The following is a 16,716-nucleotide window of genomic DNA, read 5'->3' as shown; positions in this document are numbered from 1 at the left end:
CTTATTTCCTCGTTTCATCACTAGCAATTCGGTCGTCATTATAAATGTCTTGGCGGTAATGTTCGTCATCTCCTTCCAAAATTTTTAGATAACTGTTGTAACGTGACCAGGCAATTTTATTTTCTTCAAGAGCTTTTTTCACAGCACAATGAGGTTCTTCTTTGTGCAAACAATTATTGAATTTACATTCCGATTTTAATTTGAAAAATTCTGGAAAATAATCGCTCACTTCTTCCTTTTCCATGTCCACAATTCCAAAACCTTTGATTCCTGGGGTGTCTATAATTTTGGCATCAAAACTTAAATCATACATTTCGGCAAAGGTTGTGGTGTGTTGTCCTTGCATGCTTTGTTCGGAAATGGTTTTGGTCTTTAAGTTCAAATGAGGCTCTAAAGCATTCACCAAAGTCGATTTTCCAACCCCCGAATGTCCCGAAAACATAGATACCTTTCCTAGCATCTGTTCTTTTAAAGCGGCTATTCCTATGCCTTCTTGTGCCGAAACTTGTAAACATTGATACCCTATTTCTGAATAGATATATTGCAAATAAAGCTGCTCTTCTTTCATGGTTTCGTCATAGGTATCTATTTTGTTAAAAACTAAAACAGTCTCAATACCATACGCCTCAGCTGTGACCAAAAACCGATCGATAAAACTTGTAGTAGTGGGGGGATTATTAATCGTAATTAAAAGAAATACCACATCAATATTGGCTGCAATAATATGGGTTTGTTTGGAAAGATTTACCGATTTTCTGATGATGTAATTTTTCCTATCGTGAATCGTGTGTATCTGACCAATGGTTTCATCTGTAGTTTGGTCAAGTTCAAAATCAACCACATCACCTACCGCAATAGGGTTTGTGCTTTTGATGCCTTTGATGCGAAATTTTCCTTTAATACGGCATTCATATACCGAATGGTCTTCGGTCTTAACCGTATAGAAACTTCCGGTTGATTTATAAACGAGTCCTGTCAATATGAATTACGAATTATGAATTATGAATTATGAATGACAAAAATAGTATTTTCTAATTTACAATTCATCATTAAAAATTTACAATTGATTAAATATTTTCTCCTGATGATTGATGCTTTCTTGATGTATCGCTTTAAAAAATTGGATAATAAACACTTCACTAAGTCCTTCTTGTGTGCCTTCTGCAATCATTTTTTCTAAAACTTCGTTCCATCGTTTGTTTTGCAAAACGGCTACATTTTTTTCTTTCTTCAAGGCTCCTATTTCCTCTGCTACTTTCATCCGTTTGCCGATCACATCAAGCAACTTTGCATCAAAATCGTCAATTTTAGTTCTAAGAAACTTCAACTTTTGCTGATAATCGTCTGTTTCATCTGTTTCTTTACGAATGACTAATTCCGAAATGATTTCTTTAAGCCGATTTGGGGTAACTTGTTGAGCCGCATCACTCCAAGCATGATCAGGATCGATATGCGTTTCTATAATCATTCCGTCATAGTTCAAGTCTAATGCCTCTTGCGTCACTTGAAAAATCATCTCCCGATTCCCTGTGATGTGCGAGGGGTCTATAAGCATGGGGAGGTTGGGAAATTTATGTTTAAAATCAATCGCAATTTGCCACTCGGGGTTATTGCGGTATTTGGTTTTCTCATAAGTGGAGAATCCTCTATGAATGACCCCTAAATTTTTGATGTTGGCTTGTGAAAATCGTTCCACGCCACCCATCCACAACTTCAAATCGGGATTGACGGGATTTTTAACTAAAATAATCTTATCCGTATTCTGCAACGCTTCAGCAAGTTCTTGAACAGCAAAGGGATTGACGGTTGTTCGTGCGCCAATCCACAATACATCTATATCGTGTTCTAAAGCTAACTTAACATGAGCCGCAGTAGCTACTTCAACTGCCATTTGCAAGCCCGTTTCAGCTTTGGCTTTTTGCAACCATTTTAAACCTATTTCACCCACGCCTTCAAATCCACCAGGTCTTGTTCTGGGTTTCCAAATTCCAGCTCTAAAAACAGAAACTTTAGAATTTTTTAATTCGTGAGCCGTTTTAAGAACTTGGTCTTCGGTTTCTGCACTGCAAGGTCCAGCAATAATAAGGGGTTGTGAATCGTTAAAATTTTTCAACCAATTTGTATCATTCATAATCTCAAAAAAGTAATCCTAAATAGGATTTACAAAGCTATATCTTTATATTGACTTGATAAAAAATATAGCCTTCTAATTTTTTATATGATTCCACAACGTATGAACAACTTGTGCCTCTTGAAACGCCCCACCAAAATAATTGGTAACAGTCGCCGAGGTATCGTCTTTTATGCCCCGAGAAGAAACACACAAATGTTTGGCATCTACCACAACAGCGATGTCTTCTGTTTCTAAAATTTCTTGTAGTTCTAAAGCAATTTGCATGGTAAGGCGTTCTTGAACTTGTGGTCGTTGCGCAAAATATTGTACAATTCTATTAATTTTAGACAAGCCAATCACCTTTCCTTTGGAAATGTAAGCTACGTGAATTTTTCCGAAAATAGGCACAAAATGATGCTCACAATTGGAGTAAAACGTAATATTTTTTTCCACGAGCATTTGATTGTATTGGTACTTATTTTCAAAAAGGGCCACTTGCGGTTTGTTGGCCGGATTCAAACCACAAAAGATTTCGTCCACATACATTTTGGCGACACGTTGCGGGGTTCCTTTTAGCGAATCATCTGTGAGATCAAGTCCCAAAACCTCCATAATTTCTTTAAAATGATGGGCTATTTTTTCTTTCTTTTCAGCGTCAGACATCATAAAAGCATCTGGTTTCATAGGGGTTTGCACGCTAGTATATAAATGATTATCTCCTATTTCATCTATCGAAAAAGAGACTAATTTGGAAGTGTCTAAGGTTGGATTTTTTGTCATCGTTTTAAAATTTAGTTGCTGATTGAAATCAGACCGTTATCTTGAACTAGTATTTGTCCTGTAATTCCATGAGAATCTTCACCCAACAAAAAGACAGCTGTTTTTGCAACCTCTTCAGGATTTAAGATTCTTTTTAATGGATGCTTTGCAATCATGTTCTCTTTTATTGTGTCATTTCTTAAAATTCCTGCAGCCAAAGGCGTATCCACAATAGATGGCGCGATAGCATTGACTCTGATTTTTGGAGCCAATTCAGCCGCTAAACTCTTCACTAATCCTTCAACGGCTCCTTTTGCAGCACCAATGCTTGCGTGAAATGGCATACCTCTTTGCGCCGCTACAGAACTAAACAGAACAATGCTAGCTTGTTCTGCACTTTTCAATTGAGACAAATAGTGCTGAACCACTTTAACAGCTCCCAGCACATTGATTTGCCAATCGTTTTGAAAATCATCAACTTGTAATCGATGAAACGGTTTTAAATTGATGGTTCCAATTCCATAAACTAGGCCATCTAAGTTTTCAATTGCTGGGAGTTCCTCTGTTAAAACATTTAGGGCAAAATGGGTTCCGTTAAAATCATAATCGGGCGTTGTTCTTGAAATGACGTAGCAAAAATCCCCTCGATGTGAGAGTTGTTGTACCACGGCTTTGGAGATTCCTTTACTACCCCCGATAATTAAATATTTTTTCATATTGTGTGTTTTTATTTCATGTGTTAGGTTCATTTCGTACATAGTATTGCCTCCTTGTACTTTTACTTATCTTTTTGAAATTTTATTTCCTGTAATTTGTCTTTGTCTTGTACATTTAAATCGCTTTATTTCAGGATTGCGTTTGTATGCATGCTTTTGACTGACACCCGAATGGACTCTTTTACGCCATAGATTGAACGAGGAACGTTTTAATTCTTTCCGCATCAATTGAATGACTTCTTTTTCGGTCAAACCAAATTGATAGGTAATCGCTTCAAAAGGCGTTCGGTCTTCCCATGCCATTTCTATGATTCTATCTACCTCAACTTCTGTCCATACCCTAGAGGTTCGTGGCGCTATAATTTTGTCTGCACTCATACTTAACAAGTTCGTGTTTCAATTAAATTTCGAGCTTTTTGATTGATTTTCTCTAACTCGGTTTGATTCATTTTATGCAACAACGCATACATCATTTTCATGCGTGGGTTGTTTTGAAATTTATCTTGATTCTTATCTAAAAAATGCCAATATAAACTGTTGAACGGGCAACTGTTTTCTTCCGTTTTTGTCTTTTTATCATAGTCACAAGCCGTACAATAATTACTCATTTTATCAATGTAATTGCTTGAAGAGACATACGGTTTAGTCGCTACGATTCCTCCATCAGCAAATTGACTCATGCCCCTAGTATTGGGCAATTGCACCCATTCAACTGCATCCACATAAACCCCCAAATACCAAGCATCTACTGCATCGGGGTGTGTTTCCATCAACAAAGCATAATTTCCCAACACCATAAGTCGCTGAATATGATGCGCATAGCTATGATCTAGCGAATTTTGTGCACACGTTGCTACACATAACATCTTCGATTTTCCTGTCCAAAATACGTTAGGTAATGGCTTTGTATGTTCTAAAAAGTTACTCGTTTTCAGTTCCGAATAGGTATTCCAATACACCATGCGTACGTATTCTCTCCAACCTAAAATTTGACGAATAAAACCTTCTACTTGGGCTAAGTCTATCGTATCTTGATGTTGATTATAATAGTGTTCCGTAGCCTGCACAACTTCTTTTGGAGAAAGCATTTTCACATTCAAAGCAAACGATAAATTGGAATGAAACAACAGCTTTTCCTCTGTATGCATCGCATCTTGATACGTGCCAAAGTGACGCAATACGTGTTCTAAAAAATAAGACAACTGTTCCAAAGCCTGAGCTCTAGATTTGGGATATTCTGAAATTGTATTTATTTTTCCAAATGTCGAAATACCAGCGTTTTTTAAATTTTGTGTTATTTCGGAAGCGTCATTTTCAAATCGTAATGCTTTGGGAATATGCACTTGATTTTTCCATTTGTTTCTATTGTCAGTATCAAAATTCCATTTCCCACCAATAGGTTTGTCGTTCACTACTAAAATCTGGTGCTTCTTTCGAAGATGACGATAAAAATTTTCTAGTAAATACTGCTTTTTTTCGGCTCCCATTAGGGCAATCTCTTGTAGACTGCAATAATAATGTTCCGAATCAAATGCTTTTACTTCAAAATGGAATACCGATTTAAAACGCTTAAATTCTTGATATAAGCGATATTCATCGGGCCATTGATAATGGAAAGCGGCAATCTTGTATTGTGTGTGTAAAAATTGAAGATTCTTTTCAAAAGAATGTTGATTAAAAGGATCATCAATTTTAAAGTAAAATACATTACATCCTTTAGCTTTCAGTTCTTCTGAAAAATGACGCATAGCAGCAAAAAAGGCAATCACTTTTTGATGATGATGCGTTACATAATTGGTTTCCGACCGCATTTCCATCAACACATACAAATAGTTAGCCTGTGCTTCTTCTCGAAACCATGAATGTTCGCTGTTTAGTTGGTCTCCTAATATCAAACGTACTATCATTATTTAGCGTTTTTTTTAGGCAACCATAAATTTCTATATACATGAAATCCATCATAATTCTTGGCTTGCAATTCGATATTAAATTTTCTATCTCTAGGATCGTTACCCACACCTGCCAAATAGTTCCAATTGCCATAATTGGAATGGACATCATAATCTAGTAATAATGCTTCGAAATAGCTTGCACCGATTCGCCAATCGCACTCCATTTCTTTCGCAAAATAACTGGCTACGTTTTGTCTGCCTCTGTTGCTCATCCACCCCGTGTACTTTAACTCTAACATGTTGGCGTTAACAAAATCGTATTTTGTCTTACCATGAATCCAATCTTGAATGGCTTTATCGTCTGATTTCCAGCGGTAGGTTCGATTCAAAATACCATTTACATGAAATAGTTGATTTCCATATTTCAAGCTTACACATTTAAAAAAGTCACGCCAAAGCAGCTCAAATAGCACCCAATAGGTAGAATCATTTTCGAGGACTTTTGCTTCAAATTGTCTAATTTCATGATAAATCATTTTGGGAGACAGCGATCCGTTGGCCAACCAAGGGGATAATTTAGTGCTGTATTGAATTCCAACAAGCTCATTCCTCGTTTGTTTATAGGTTAAGATTTGTTGGTGTTCCCAAATATATTTTTTGAGATGATGAAGGGCTTGCGTCTCTCCTCCTTTACATGGAAAAGCCGAACGCTCATCTACAGAAACCGTGTCATAACCTAAGTCCTCCACCGAAGGAATTTTTGTAGAAAAAGGTAATTCTACAGAGGAAAATTGTGTATTGGGTTTGGCTACCAATTCATTGACAGCCCATCGTTGTTCCGCTTTTTTTCGGTAAACCGTAAATACATCAGGAAATTGCTCTATAGAAAAAGGTACGTTGCCTGGCTCAATTAAAAACTGGTCATAAAACGAAATCCATCTAACTTCAGGAAATTGTTCTTTGATTTGAAATTCTAACGCTTTTTCTTCAGAAGTCCATTCGTTTTGAGTGAGAATGGTTGTAAAAGGAAAATAAGAATAAAGCTGTTGAAAAACTTTAGAGGCTGTTTCTTCAAAGCAATAAAAAGATATTCCCGATTTGGCTAAATTGTGTTTTAAATCGGCTAAAGTCTCCATCAAAAATTGTGCGCGAAATACCTCCATCTTTTTCCATCCAAAAGGCGTTTTTTTAAACCATTCAGGTTCAAGACAAAAAACAGCAATCACTTCATCATTTTCATGAATATGATTCCAAAAAGAGGCATCATGCGTGCGCAAGTTATTTCTAAACCAAATGATTTTTTTACTTCCTTTTTCTACAAGCATCGCTACAATATTTTACATCTTCCCAATTTTTTTTCCATTTTTTTCGCCATGAAAAAGGCTTTTCACAAGTAATACAAATCTTACTTGGCAAATACGATTTATTTCCTTTAGGAGAGGTATTTTTCAAAATCGTTAATTTTAATTTTAGCTTTGATATCAAACATCAAATTATACAAACCGAAAAACGTTCTATTGACATAGATAAAATGTTTGGAGCCTCTATTGCCATTCATTTTTCGCAATTCTTTGTCGTTGGCAAATTTTTCGCTCAAAGCAGCTATTTTTCCAAAAAAAATTGGATCTGAAAAATCAAACTCAGTCTTGTGAATGGGTTCCGTAAACACCGTTAGCAACTCATGAAACATGGCTGTGAAAAAATCCATTTCTTTTGGAGTATCCGTGCTTTTCAAAATTTCTAATTCGAATAATTTCTTTTTGAAATAGGTGTTATCTGCTAAGGCACTAGGCGTAGAAACTTCAAAATAAGGCTTATAAAAAGACTCTGGAATTTGTTTCATACAACCAAAATCAATCGCGATTAAATTGGCTTCTTCATCAACTAAAAAATTTCCAGGATGCGGATCGGCATGAAATTTTTTCAATTGGTGCATTTGAAACATATAAAAATTCCAAAGTGTTTGCCCTACTTTGTTCCGTTTTTCTTGATTGTTTTCGACTTTGCAAAATTCAGAGAGATGCATTCCTTTCATCCAATCCATGGTGATAATTTTATCTGAAGACAGCTCTGGATAATACGTCGGAAATTTCAAATGATCAATTCGTTCACATGCTTTACGTACGGTTTCACTTTGATGCAATTCTAGTTGATAATCGGTTTCTTCTGTCAATTTATTTTCAACTTCTTGAAAGTATTCATCGGATGTCCCCTGCAAATTAAACATTCGAATCGCAATAGGTTTTACAAGTGCTATATCAGTACTAATGCTTTCACGAACACCAGGATATTGAATTTTAACCGCTAAATCTTTTCCGTATTTTTTTGCTTTGTGTACTTGTCCAATACTAGCCGCATTTATGGAATCAGAAGCAAATTCATCAAATAATTCTTCAGGATACTTTTTAAAATAATTTTTAAATGTTTTTCGCACTAAAGGAGCGGATAATGGCGGAACAGAAAATTGAGACAGTGAAAATTTTTCCACGTACGATTGCGGGAGCAAATTCTTTTCCATGCTCAACATTTGGGCTACTTTGAGCGCACTCCCTTTCAATTCTTTAAGCCCATCATAAATATCTGTGGCATTATTCTCATGCAATTTGTCTTTGGTTAGATTCGGATTTACCACCTTTTCACTGTAATACTTAAGGTAATTCCCGCCAACTTTGACGCCAGTTGTGACTAATTTAGCCACACGTTCCACTTTTTTTGTTGGAATTGAATCTATTTTTTTCATCCTTTAGTATTAAAAGTTCCTAATTTTTCTTTCCAAATGAATTTTCCAAAATCGAGAATACTTTCTATGGGCACATTATACACCATATCAAAACTAGCTTTCACCGATTTTTCAATGAAAACATCTGTCTTTTCAAAACGTACAGAAGTATCTTCCATCCAATATTTTAATATGGACAAAAATTGCAACCAAGCCCCTTCATGAACCACTCGATTTTGTAAGTCTGTTATCTTTTGATGATCAATTTTGTAGGGAGTCTCCAAGACAGTCTTCACAAAAATCAGAAAGTCTTTTCTTAATATTTTTAGTTTCATAAGACTTCTCAGAGGCAACTGATCTTGATTCAACAAGTACAACACAAAACTTCGGTTAGCTGTTGCTATTTCAAAAAAAGTAAAGTAGAAACATGACATTTTTTGAGCCGCATTATAGGTTTTATAATCGGGTGACTTTTCCAACATTTCTATAGCATAATGAAACATATCAGAAAAAAATTGAGATTCTAATATCTCAAATGAAGCAAAGAATTTGTAAAAATCTACTTCATCAAAATTATTGTTTCTAGCAAACTCATAAACCGAATGAGGTCTTTTTCCTTGTGCTAGAACAAAATCCGTGTAAAGAGTTACTATTTTTTCTTTATCTACTTTTATGCTATTCTTTTTTGCCATGATTAAATACATTTTGTTTAACAAAAATACAAATTGTTTAAACAAAATAATCATGTTAACAAATTTTTAATCTATTATAAGATAACTTAAATTTATTACTTTTGCTAAAAAAGAATTAATGTCTATAGAAGTTCAAAATATTTCAAAAAGTTATGGGGCACAAAAAGCCCTTGACGCTGTTTCATTTTCAGTAAAAAAAGGTGAAATTGTGGGTTTTTTAGGTCCGAACGGCGCTGGAAAATCAACATTAATGAAAATATTAACAACCTATATTCAACCCGATGAAGGAAAGGCTTTTGTCAATGGATGTGATATTACAACCCAACCTAAAGCGGTGCAAGTAGCTGTGGGCTATTTGGCGGAGCACAATCCGTTGTACTTAGATTTATATGTTAGAGAATATTTAGAATTTAATGCTGATGTGTATAAAGTACCTCAAAGTAGAATTTCTGAAGTAATTGCTTTAACAGGATTACAGCCTGAATGTCACAAAAAAATCGGACAACTTTCTAAAGGATACCGACAACGCGTAGGTTTGGCAACTGCCTTACTCCATGACCCAGAGGTTTTGATTTTGGACGAACCCACAACAGGTTTGGATCCGAACCAATTGGTAGAAATCAGAAACGTTATCAAAACCGTTGGAAAAAACAAAACCGTTTTTTTATCCACACACATCATGCAAGAAGTTGAAGCCATTTGTGATAGGGTTATCATTATTAACAATGGAAAAATAGTTACGGACAAAAAATTAGACACATTGGTTTCTGAAGTTCACGAACAGATTATTGAAGTCGAATTTGACAGTCTTGTTTCTGAAAAATTATTCTCCTCATTGCCAAATTTGAGTTCTTTTTCCAACACCTATAATAATGTTTGGGAACTGATTTTTGACACCGAAAAAGATATGCGCTCTGTGGTTTTTGATTTTGCACATACCAATGGATTAAAAACACTCCAACTGAGTCACAAAAACAAAAATCTAGAACAGATATTCCGAGAAAAAACTAAAAAATAAGTTAGTTTAAAATCACATGTCCTTGATAGAGTTGTTGCACATCTATCAAAGGTGGATTGTTTTTTAGGATTATATTTCCCGTGCTGTTCATTATACCCGTGATACTTTGTATCGGTTTCACTATCATATCATTAGAACCTCGATGGTAGACATGGATATTTTGTATTGTTAAATCAGATGCTTCAATTCTGCTATCTCCCGCCCAAAAATTAAAGTATGCCTCTTGGACAGTACCAGACAAAAAATAACGTGAAACATTGTTGCTTTCAATATTCAATTGTGTTGCGTTTAGCGTTAAGTAGAAATCTCCCGTCCCTGCTTCATTTTCACCATCTCCATTTTTATCGAGGGCATAGAGGGTTAATTTAGGAAAATTAAGGGCCCCATTAGAACTAATAGTACGATCGGTTTTAGAATATATTTCTTCAATATTGGGTGCCGAAATATAAACTTTGGTTTGACCATAATCTCGTAACCAATTACAGGTCGTATTGTCTTTAATAACCAACTGATTATCATTTTGAGAAATCTCAATATTATCGATTAAATTACTACCCGACTCTACTTCTACTTTGTATTCATTTGCTTGCGTAACAACCAACTCAATTCCATGATACAATTTAATTTTTATAAATGGGGTTACAGGAATGATTCTTTTAACAATATCTCCCGTACTCTCAATACATTCAATTGGCTTCTCACAAGAAACAAACAGAATCAATATTCCAAAGATTGCTATTATTTTTTTCATATTTATAATCGTATTCCAAGACCGTATTCTAATGCCTCTGCCAAAAACATGTGGGTTTTAACAGAAAAACTTGCAAACAATTTTTTTTTAAAATGATATTTAAATCCAATTCTATCATAAACTGAAATATCGTTCACAAAAGGTCTGTAAATGTAATATCCTACTTGCGCTTCAAGAGAAATTTTATTGACAAACAACTCATAACCTACAAAAGCACCCACGCGTTTGTAGTCGATATTAGGATCGATATTCAACTCAGGATAGGCATTTGCTTTATATTTTATATAATCCTTAAATGATTGTGTTAGAAATAATTCGGTTCCTACTTGTAGAGCACTTTTACGACTGAATCGTTTGTCAACAAAAAAACCAATATGGTAAAAAGGATATTGCCCACTACCTATAATTTGACTTTCATTATATCCAGAGCGAAAGACAAAATTATATCGAATAGGTTCTACAATTTTTTGATTGGCAACTAAGTCTCTTACATTTTTAGTCGCCTCTGAAAAATTATATTGTAACCCTAGATTCAAAAGGAATGTATTAATCCCGCTGTTTGGAGACTTGGTTCGTCCATTTGAAAAATGCGTAAAAAGAAAGCCTGCATAAACACCAAAATGATTATAGATATTATCCTTTTTGAAAAATAACCCAATATTGGTATTTGCCATCAATGTAGACCCAAAGGCTTTGTTCTTACTGTTTTCAACTTTATCATAGGGATTTGTTGCGTATCCAATACCCTGAGCTATTTTTAACTCAAGGTGTCTGTTGAGAAAATAAAAATTATACAAAGCGCCGAGCGCATATACTTTTCCCAGAAACTCATTGTTGTAATTTTGATATTGAAAATACACCCCATAATCTGGGAAATTGTATACAGAATGCCACGCTTCTTTACCATGCGTTTGCTTTAAGAAATTAACCATCATCCCATCTGGATGGCCTTGTAGATGGTATAAATCGGTTGTGTGTGGCAAAACATTCCCTCTAAAAAGAGAAACTTCTATCGCATTCGTATCTTGATTGTTTTGAGACCAAAGAACACTAGAACATAGAAACAATCCTAAAAACCACTTTTTCATGCACTTTCTTTAATTCGTACAAATATAGAAGAATTAGTTTAAGATACTAAATCAGCTTTCCTTCTTGTGGAAATATTTAGTTAATCTTAAAATACTTCTTTAGCAATCGCTTTAATATTCGCAGCTTTTCCCATTGAGTAGTAATGCAATACTGGAATACCCGCTTTGACCAATTCTTTACTTTGCGCAATACACCATTCAATCCCAATTTGTTTCACCTCATCATTATCCTTAGCCTTTACCACCTCCATGATTAAATCATCAGGTAATTCTAAACTAAATCGGTGTGGAATCAAGTTCAATTGTTTCTTCGTAGCAATAGGTTTCAACCCTGGAATAATAGGAACAGTAATGCCTGCAGCTCTACATTTATCTACAAATTCAAAGAATTTCTTGTTATCAAAAAACATCTGTGTAATAATGTAATCCGCACCATTTTTAATCTTCTGCTTCAAAAAATGAATATCACTGTCCAAACTCGGCGCTTCCATGTGCTTCTCCGGATAACCCGCCACACCAATACAAAAATTAGTCTTAGCCGTGTTCTTCAAATCCTCATCCAAATAAATCCCTTTATTCAAATTACTAATCTGTGTCACCAATTCCGAAGCATAAGCATTACCCTCTTTCTCCGGATGAAAATAGGTTTCCGTCTTCAAAGCATCACCTCTCAAAGCCACCACATTATCAATCCCCAAGAAATCCAAGTCAATCAATAAGTTCTCTGTATCCTCTTTAGTAAATCCACCACAAAGAATATGAGGAATAGCATCCACATTATATTTATTTTGAATACCCGCACAAATTCCTACCGTCCCTGGACGTTTCTTCACAATCTTTTTCTGCAAAAGACCATTAGGCAATTCTTTATACTCATATTCCTCTCTGTGATACGTCACATCTATAAACGGCGGATTAAATTCCATCAAAGGATCAATTCCATCATAAATAAATTGAATGTTTTGCCCTTTTAAAGGCGGTAATATTTCAAACGAAAATAAAGGTTTCCCGTTGGCGTTTTCTATATGTTGCGTTACTTTCATCTTTTTTAGGTTTTTAGGTTGTAGGTTTTACAGGTTGTAGGTTTTTCTAATACCTACTACCTATAACCTAACAACTTATTTAATCTGCTATATTTGGTGATAGCCATTTGTTGGCTTCTTCTATACTTATATTTCTTCTTTTGGCATAATCCGTCACTTGGTCTTCTTTAATTTTTCCTAAACCAAAATATTTACTCTCAGGATGTGCAAAATAATACCCCGAAACCGATGCTGCTGGCCACATCGCCATACTTTCTGTTAGCTTTACGCCAATTTCCTGTTCTACGTTCAATAGTTTCCAAATCGTAGGTTTCTCCAAATGGTCTGGACACGCCGGATAGCCTGGCGCAGGGCGAATGCCTTTGTATGCTTCCTCAATTAAATCCTGATTACTCAATTTTTCATTGGCAGCATAACCCCAAATTTCTTTTCTAACTTTCAAATGCAAATATTCTGCGAATGCTTCTGCTAATCTGTCGCCCAAAGCTTTCACTAAAATAGAGTTATAATCATCCAATTGTTTTTCAAACTCAGTAGCCTTTTCATCTACTCCAAAACCCGTGGTCACACAAAAACAACCGATGTAATCCTGCTTACCACTTTCCTTTGGAGCAATAAAATCCGCCAAAGCAATATTAGGTGCTCCTGCAGTTTTTTGGGATTGCTGACGAAGAGTCAAAAGTCGAAAGTCAAAAGTCGAAAGCTTGATGTCATCATCATTTATTGTATTTGCAGGAAAAATTCCAAGAACTGCTTTTGCAGTCAACCATTTTTCGGAAACGATTTGTTGCAACATTTTTTGAGCATCTGCAAACAATGTTGTGGCTTGTTCGCCCACAACCTCATCGCTTAAAATCGCTGGATATTTTCCATACAATTCCCAAGAACTGAAAAACGGTGTCCAATCTATAAAATCAATCAATTCTGTTAGTTCAATTTCTATAGTCTTTGTTCCAATAAAATTTGGGGGGACAGGTTGATAATTTTCCCAATCCAATTGCAGTTTATTTTTTCTAGCTTCTTCAATAGACAAGAAATTTTTATATCTGCTTCTACTCAAATACCCTTCACGAAGTTTATCATATTCAGCACGAACAGATTGAGTATAGGCTTCCTTTGTTTCTTCCTGCAATAAATTACTGGCTACGGTTACAGCACGAGAGGCATCATTCACATGAACAACTGTTGCTGCATATTCTGGTGCAATTTTTACCGCTGTATGCGCACGAGAAGTCGTAGCACCACCAATCATCACAGGAATTTTGATATTTAATTTATCCAATTCTTTGGCCAAACACACCATTTCGTCTAACGAAGGCGTTATCAATCCGCTCAGTCCAATGATATCCACTTGTTCTTTGATAGCCGTTTCTATAATCTTCTCTGGTGGAACCATTACACCCAAATCAATAATTTCGAAATTATTACAACCCAAAACCACCGAAACTATATTTTTTCCAATATCATGCACATCGCCTTTTACGGTTGCCATTAAAACCTTTCCAGCCGAACTAGATTTTCCATCTTTTTGAGCTTCGATATAAGGCAATAGATAAGCCACCGCTTTCTTCATTACACGAGCCGATTTTACTACTTGAGGCAAAAACATTTTTCCACTTCCGAATAAATCGCCGACTACATTCATCCCATTCATCAAATAAACCTCAATGACTTCAATGGGTTTGGCACAGAGTTTTCTGGCTTCTTCCACATCAATTTCAATGAACTCGTCTATACCTTTAACTAATGAATGAGTTAAGCGTTCTTGTACAGAACTATTTCGCCATTCTTGAATTACTTTTTCACTCGATTTGTTCTCGCCTTTGAAACTTTCCGCCAAATCCAATAATCGCTCTGTAGCGTCTTCTCTTCTATTCAACAAAACGTCTTCTACATGCTCTAATAAAACGGGGGCAATCTCATCATAAATCTCAAGCATTTCAGGATTAACGATACCCATTGTCATACCATTTTTAATAGCATGAAAAAGAAAAGCCGAATGCATGGCTTCACGAACTTTATCATTACCACGGAACGAAAACGAAACATTACTCACACCACCAGAAACTCCTGCATAAGGCAAGTTTTCTCTAATCCATTTGGTTGCTCTGAAGAAATCTAAAGCATTTAATTTATGTTCTTCCATTCCTGTGGCAACAGGGAAAATATTCGGATCAAAAATGATATCTTCTGCTGGAAAATGAACCTCATTAACCAAAATATCATAACTCCTTTTACAGATTTCAATTCTTCTCTCGTACGTATCGGCTTGACCCACTTCGTCAAAAGCCATTACTATTACAGCTGCGCCATATCTCTTGATTAATTTGGCATGATGTACAAAGGCTTCTTTTCCTTCTTTTAAAGAAATCGAATTCACCACACCTTTCCCTTGAATTACTTTCAATCCAGCTTCGATAATTTCCCACTTTGAACTGTCTATCATCACCGGAACTCGAGCAATATCGGGTTCTGCCGCTATCAGATTTAGGAATTTAGTCATAGCATACACACCATCCAACATGCCTTCATCCATGTTGACATCTATAATTTGTGCGCCACCTTCTACTTGTGAACGAGCAATTTCAATAGCTTCTTCGTATTTTTCTTCTTTAATTAATCTGAGAAACTTACGTGAACCTGTTACATTTGTTCTCTCACCAACATTGATAAAATTGCTTTCAGGTGTAACAATTAATGGTTCAAGACCTGATAACTTTAAGTATTTTACTTCCGCCATTATATCGTTTCTAAAATTTGTCTTGGTTTAAATTCCTTTGCTACTTCAGCTATCGCTTTGATATGCTCTGGTGTCGTACCACAACAACCGCCGATGATATTGACCAAATTATCTTGAAGATATTCTTTTATCAAAGCTTGCATTTCCTGAGGAGTTTGGTCGTATTGCCCAAATGCATTAGGCAAACCTGCATTAGGATGGGCAGAGATATTAAAAGATGTATTCATTGCCAAACGTTTTAAATACGGTTTTAATTGGTCAGCTCCAAGTGCACAATTAAAACCAATACTTAGTAGAGGAATATGTGATATGGAAATCAAGAAAGCTTCGACCGTTTGTCCAGATAGTGTTCTTCCAGAAGCATCCGTTATCGTTCCAGAAACCATCACGGGTATATCAAGGTTTCGTTCTTCTTTTACTTCTTCGATGGCAAACAATGCTGCTTTGGCATTCAATGTATCGAAAATTGTTTCCACCAAAAGCACATCAACTCCACCATCAATCAAAGCTTCTACTTGTTGTTTGTAGGCAATTCGTAAATCATCAAACGTCACCGCGCGAAATCCTGGATCATTTACATCGGGAGACATAGAGGCTGTTCTATTAGTTGGCCCGATAGAACCAGCCACAAAACGTGGTCTATCTGTAAATTCATCGGCAACTTCACGTGCTATTTTAGCCGATTGAAAGTTGAGTTCGTAGACTAAATCTTCCAAGTAATAATCAGTCATACCTATGGTAGTTCCAGAAAAAGTATTGGTTTCTACAATATCTGCTCCTGCTAGAAAATACAAACGATGTACTTTTTTTACTGCTTCAGGTTGCGTGATAGAAAGCAAATCATTATTGCCTTTTAACGGATGTGGAAAGTCTTTAAAACGTTCTCCTCTAAAATCTTCTTCAGAGAAGTTATTGCGTTGCAACATGGTTCCCATGGCCCCGTCGAGCACTAGGATTCTTTTTTTAAGTTCGGTTGTGATTAATACCATCTGATAACTTTTTATATATGTATTTGTTATCAGAATTGGTGAGAGAATTCTTCTAGTTATCTTTTCCTGATTCACATCAGAATAGAATGTAGCACCTTCTATAAGTATAGGGTTGCTAAGCTTTCAATGGGTCTATTCCCTCCAGCTTTCGTGATAACAAACATCATGTATTAGAACGGTACAAAGTAAAAGTATA

The 16,716-nt window shown here is 35.6% G+C and carries 16 protein-coding genes and 1 riboswitch; of the genes, 1 reads left to right on the top strand and 15 read right to left on the bottom strand.

Features of this window, described 5'->3' with window-relative positions:
• Window position 1: 1 nt before the first annotated feature.
• The 10 genes from rsgA to CLV55_RS03210 all read right to left on the bottom strand — a co-directional run bounded on the left by rsgA (window position 2) and on the right by CLV55_RS03210 (window position 8,891).
• On the bottom strand, window positions 2–979 hold the full coding sequence (rsgA, locus tag CLV55_RS03255) for a ribosome small subunit-dependent GTPase A (protein WP_112112314.1): 978 nt from the start codon (window positions 977–979) through the stop codon (window positions 2–4).
• Window positions 980–1,057: 78 nt separating this feature from the next.
• Entirely contained in the window at window positions 1,058–2,131 is a 1,074-nt protein-coding gene (locus tag CLV55_RS03250) for a bifunctional 3-deoxy-7-phosphoheptulonate synthase/chorismate mutase type II (RefSeq protein WP_112112313.1), read from the bottom strand.
• A gap of 75 nt (window positions 2,132–2,206) precedes the next feature.
• Window positions 2,207–2,893 carry a GTP cyclohydrolase I FolE gene (folE, locus tag CLV55_RS03245; RefSeq protein ID WP_112112312.1) on the bottom strand — a complete coding sequence of 229 codons (687 nt, stop codon included), beginning with the start codon at window positions 2,891–2,893 and terminating at the stop codon, window positions 2,207–2,209.
• A gap of 11 nt (window positions 2,894–2,904) precedes the next feature.
• Complete coding sequence (locus tag CLV55_RS03240; RefSeq protein ID WP_112112477.1) at window positions 2,905–3,588, bottom strand: SDR family NAD(P)-dependent oxidoreductase; 684 nt, start codon at window positions 3,586–3,588, stop codon at window positions 2,905–2,907.
• Between the two features lie 66 nt (window positions 3,589–3,654).
• Complete coding sequence (locus CLV55_RS03235; protein WP_112112311.1) at window positions 3,655–3,966, bottom strand: TIGR03643 family protein; 312 nt, start codon at window positions 3,964–3,966, stop codon at window positions 3,655–3,657.
• Window positions 3,967–3,968: 2 nt separating this feature from the next.
• Window positions 3,969–5,495 carry a cryptochrome/photolyase family protein gene (locus CLV55_RS03230; RefSeq protein WP_317048362.1) on the bottom strand — a complete coding sequence of 509 codons (1,527 nt, stop codon included), beginning with the start codon at window positions 5,493–5,495 and terminating at the stop codon, window positions 3,969–3,971.
• Window positions 5,495–6,805, bottom strand: a complete 1,311-nt coding sequence (locus CLV55_RS03225; protein WP_112112309.1) for a DASH family cryptochrome — start codon at window positions 6,803–6,805, stop codon at window positions 5,495–5,497. The genes CLV55_RS03230 and CLV55_RS03225 overlap by 1 nt, the downstream gene beginning before the upstream one ends.
• Window positions 6,783–6,896, bottom strand: a complete 114-nt coding sequence (locus tag CLV55_RS03220; RefSeq protein WP_394338231.1) for a DUF2256 domain-containing protein — start codon at window positions 6,894–6,896, stop codon at window positions 6,783–6,785. Before CLV55_RS03220 ends, CLV55_RS03225 begins: the two co-directional genes overlap by 23 nt.
• A gap of 16 nt (window positions 6,897–6,912) precedes the next feature.
• The gene (locus tag CLV55_RS03215; RefSeq protein WP_112112307.1) at window positions 6,913–8,220 is read right to left on the bottom strand and encodes an ABC1 kinase family protein; all 1,308 of its coding nucleotides are present in this window, start codon (window positions 8,218–8,220) and stop codon (window positions 6,913–6,915) included.
• Window positions 8,217–8,891 (bottom strand): TetR family transcriptional regulator C-terminal domain-containing protein, encoded by a 675-nt coding sequence (locus tag CLV55_RS03210; RefSeq protein ID WP_245902673.1) that lies wholly within the window; start codon window positions 8,889–8,891, stop codon window positions 8,217–8,219. The genes CLV55_RS03215 and CLV55_RS03210 overlap by 4 nt, the downstream gene beginning before the upstream one ends.
• A gap of 118 nt (window positions 8,892–9,009) precedes the next feature.
• Between CLV55_RS03210 and gldA the strand changes: the two genes are divergently transcribed.
• Window positions 9,010–9,909 carry a gliding motility-associated ABC transporter ATP-binding subunit GldA gene (gene gldA / locus CLV55_RS03205; protein WP_112112306.1) on the top strand — a complete coding sequence of 300 codons (900 nt, stop codon included), beginning with the start codon at window positions 9,010–9,012 and terminating at the stop codon, window positions 9,907–9,909.
• Window position 9,910: 1 nt separating this feature from the next.
• Here the strand turns inward: gldA and CLV55_RS03200 are convergent, their stop codons facing one another.
• The 5 genes from CLV55_RS03200 to CLV55_RS03180 all read right to left on the bottom strand — a co-directional run bounded on the left by CLV55_RS03200 (window position 9,911) and on the right by CLV55_RS03180 (window position 16,520).
• A complete protein-coding gene (locus CLV55_RS03200) occupies window positions 9,911–10,660 on the bottom strand; it encodes a head GIN domain-containing protein (protein WP_112112305.1) in 750 nt (249 codons plus the stop codon).
• 2 nt (window positions 10,661–10,662) lie between these two features.
• Complete coding sequence (locus CLV55_RS03195; RefSeq protein ID WP_112112304.1) at window positions 10,663–11,748, bottom strand: acyloxyacyl hydrolase; 1,086 nt, start codon at window positions 11,746–11,748, stop codon at window positions 10,663–10,665.
• An 86-nt stretch (window positions 11,749–11,834) separates the two neighbouring features.
• Complete coding sequence (metF, locus tag CLV55_RS03190; protein WP_112112303.1) at window positions 11,835–12,791, bottom strand: methylenetetrahydrofolate reductase [NAD(P)H]; 957 nt, start codon at window positions 12,789–12,791, stop codon at window positions 11,835–11,837.
• A gap of 79 nt (window positions 12,792–12,870) precedes the next feature.
• Window positions 12,871–15,531: a methionine synthase gene (gene metH, locus CLV55_RS03185; RefSeq protein WP_112112302.1), complete on the bottom strand. Its 2,661-nt coding sequence runs from the start codon at window positions 15,529–15,531 to the stop codon at window positions 12,871–12,873.
• Window positions 15,531–16,520, bottom strand: a complete 990-nt coding sequence (locus CLV55_RS03180; RefSeq protein ID WP_112112301.1) for a homocysteine S-methyltransferase family protein — start codon at window positions 16,518–16,520, stop codon at window positions 15,531–15,533. The genes metH and CLV55_RS03180 overlap by 1 nt, the downstream gene beginning before the upstream one ends.
• Before the next feature lie 53 nt (window positions 16,521–16,573).
• Window positions 16,574–16,680, bottom strand: a riboswitch (SAM riboswitch).
• Window positions 16,681–16,716: the final 36 nt, after the last annotated feature.

Origin of the sequence: Flavobacterium aciduliphilum, assembly GCF_003268855.1 — a bacterium.
Taxonomy (GTDB): Bacteria; Bacteroidota; Bacteroidia; order Flavobacteriales; family Flavobacteriaceae; genus Flavobacterium; species Flavobacterium aciduliphilum.
Note: the sequence above shows the minus strand (reverse complement) of the source record. Positions and strands in the feature narration are given on the sequence as shown.

What these genes read in the sequence shown, in the direction of transcription:
- CLV55_RS03250 (WP_112112313.1), bottom strand. Translation starts at nt 2,131, where the DNA reads ATGAATGATACAAATTGGTTGAAAAATTTTAACGATTCACAACCCCTT.
- folE (WP_112112312.1), bottom strand. Translation starts at nt 2,893, where the DNA reads ATGACAAAAAATCCAACCTTAGACACTTCCAAATTAGTCTCTTTTTCG.
- CLV55_RS03240 (WP_112112477.1), bottom strand. Translation starts at nt 3,588, where the DNA reads ATGAAAAAATATTTAATTATCGGGGGTAGTAAAGGAATCTCCAAAGCC.
- CLV55_RS03235 (WP_112112311.1), bottom strand. Translation starts at nt 3,966, where the DNA reads ATGAGTGCAGACAAAATTATAGCGCCACGAACCTCTAGGGTATGGACA.
- CLV55_RS03230 (WP_317048362.1), bottom strand. Translation starts at nt 5,495, where the DNA reads ATGATAGTACGTTTGATATTAGGAGACCAACTAAACAGCGAACATTCA.
- CLV55_RS03225 (WP_112112309.1), bottom strand. Translation starts at nt 6,805, where the DNA reads ATGCTTGTAGAAAAAGGAAGTAAAAAAATCATTTGGTTTAGAAATAAC.
- CLV55_RS03215 (WP_112112307.1), bottom strand. Translation starts at nt 8,220, where the DNA reads ATGAAAAAAATAGATTCAATTCCAACAAAAAAAGTGGAACGTGTGGCT.
- CLV55_RS03210 (WP_245902673.1), bottom strand. Translation starts at nt 8,891, where the DNA reads ATGGCAAAAAAGAATAGCATAAAAGTAGATAAAGAAAAAATAGTAACT.
- gldA (WP_112112306.1), top strand. Translation starts at nt 9,010, where the DNA reads ATGTCTATAGAAGTTCAAAATATTTCAAAAAGTTATGGGGCACAAAAA.
- CLV55_RS03200 (WP_112112305.1), bottom strand. Translation starts at nt 10,660, where the DNA reads ATGAAAAAAATAATAGCAATCTTTGGAATATTGATTCTGTTTGTTTCT.
- CLV55_RS03195 (WP_112112304.1), bottom strand. Translation starts at nt 11,748, where the DNA reads ATGAAAAAGTGGTTTTTAGGATTGTTTCTATGTTCTAGTGTTCTTTGG.
- metF (WP_112112303.1), bottom strand. Translation starts at nt 12,791, where the DNA reads ATGAAAGTAACGCAACATATAGAAAACGCCAACGGGAAACCTTTATTT.
- metH (WP_112112302.1), bottom strand. Translation starts at nt 15,531, where the DNA reads ATGGCGGAAGTAAAATACTTAAAGTTATCAGGTCTTGAACCATTAATT.
- CLV55_RS03180 (WP_112112301.1), bottom strand. Translation starts at nt 16,520, where the DNA reads ATGGTATTAATCACAACCGAACTTAAAAAAAGAATCCTAGTGCTCGAC.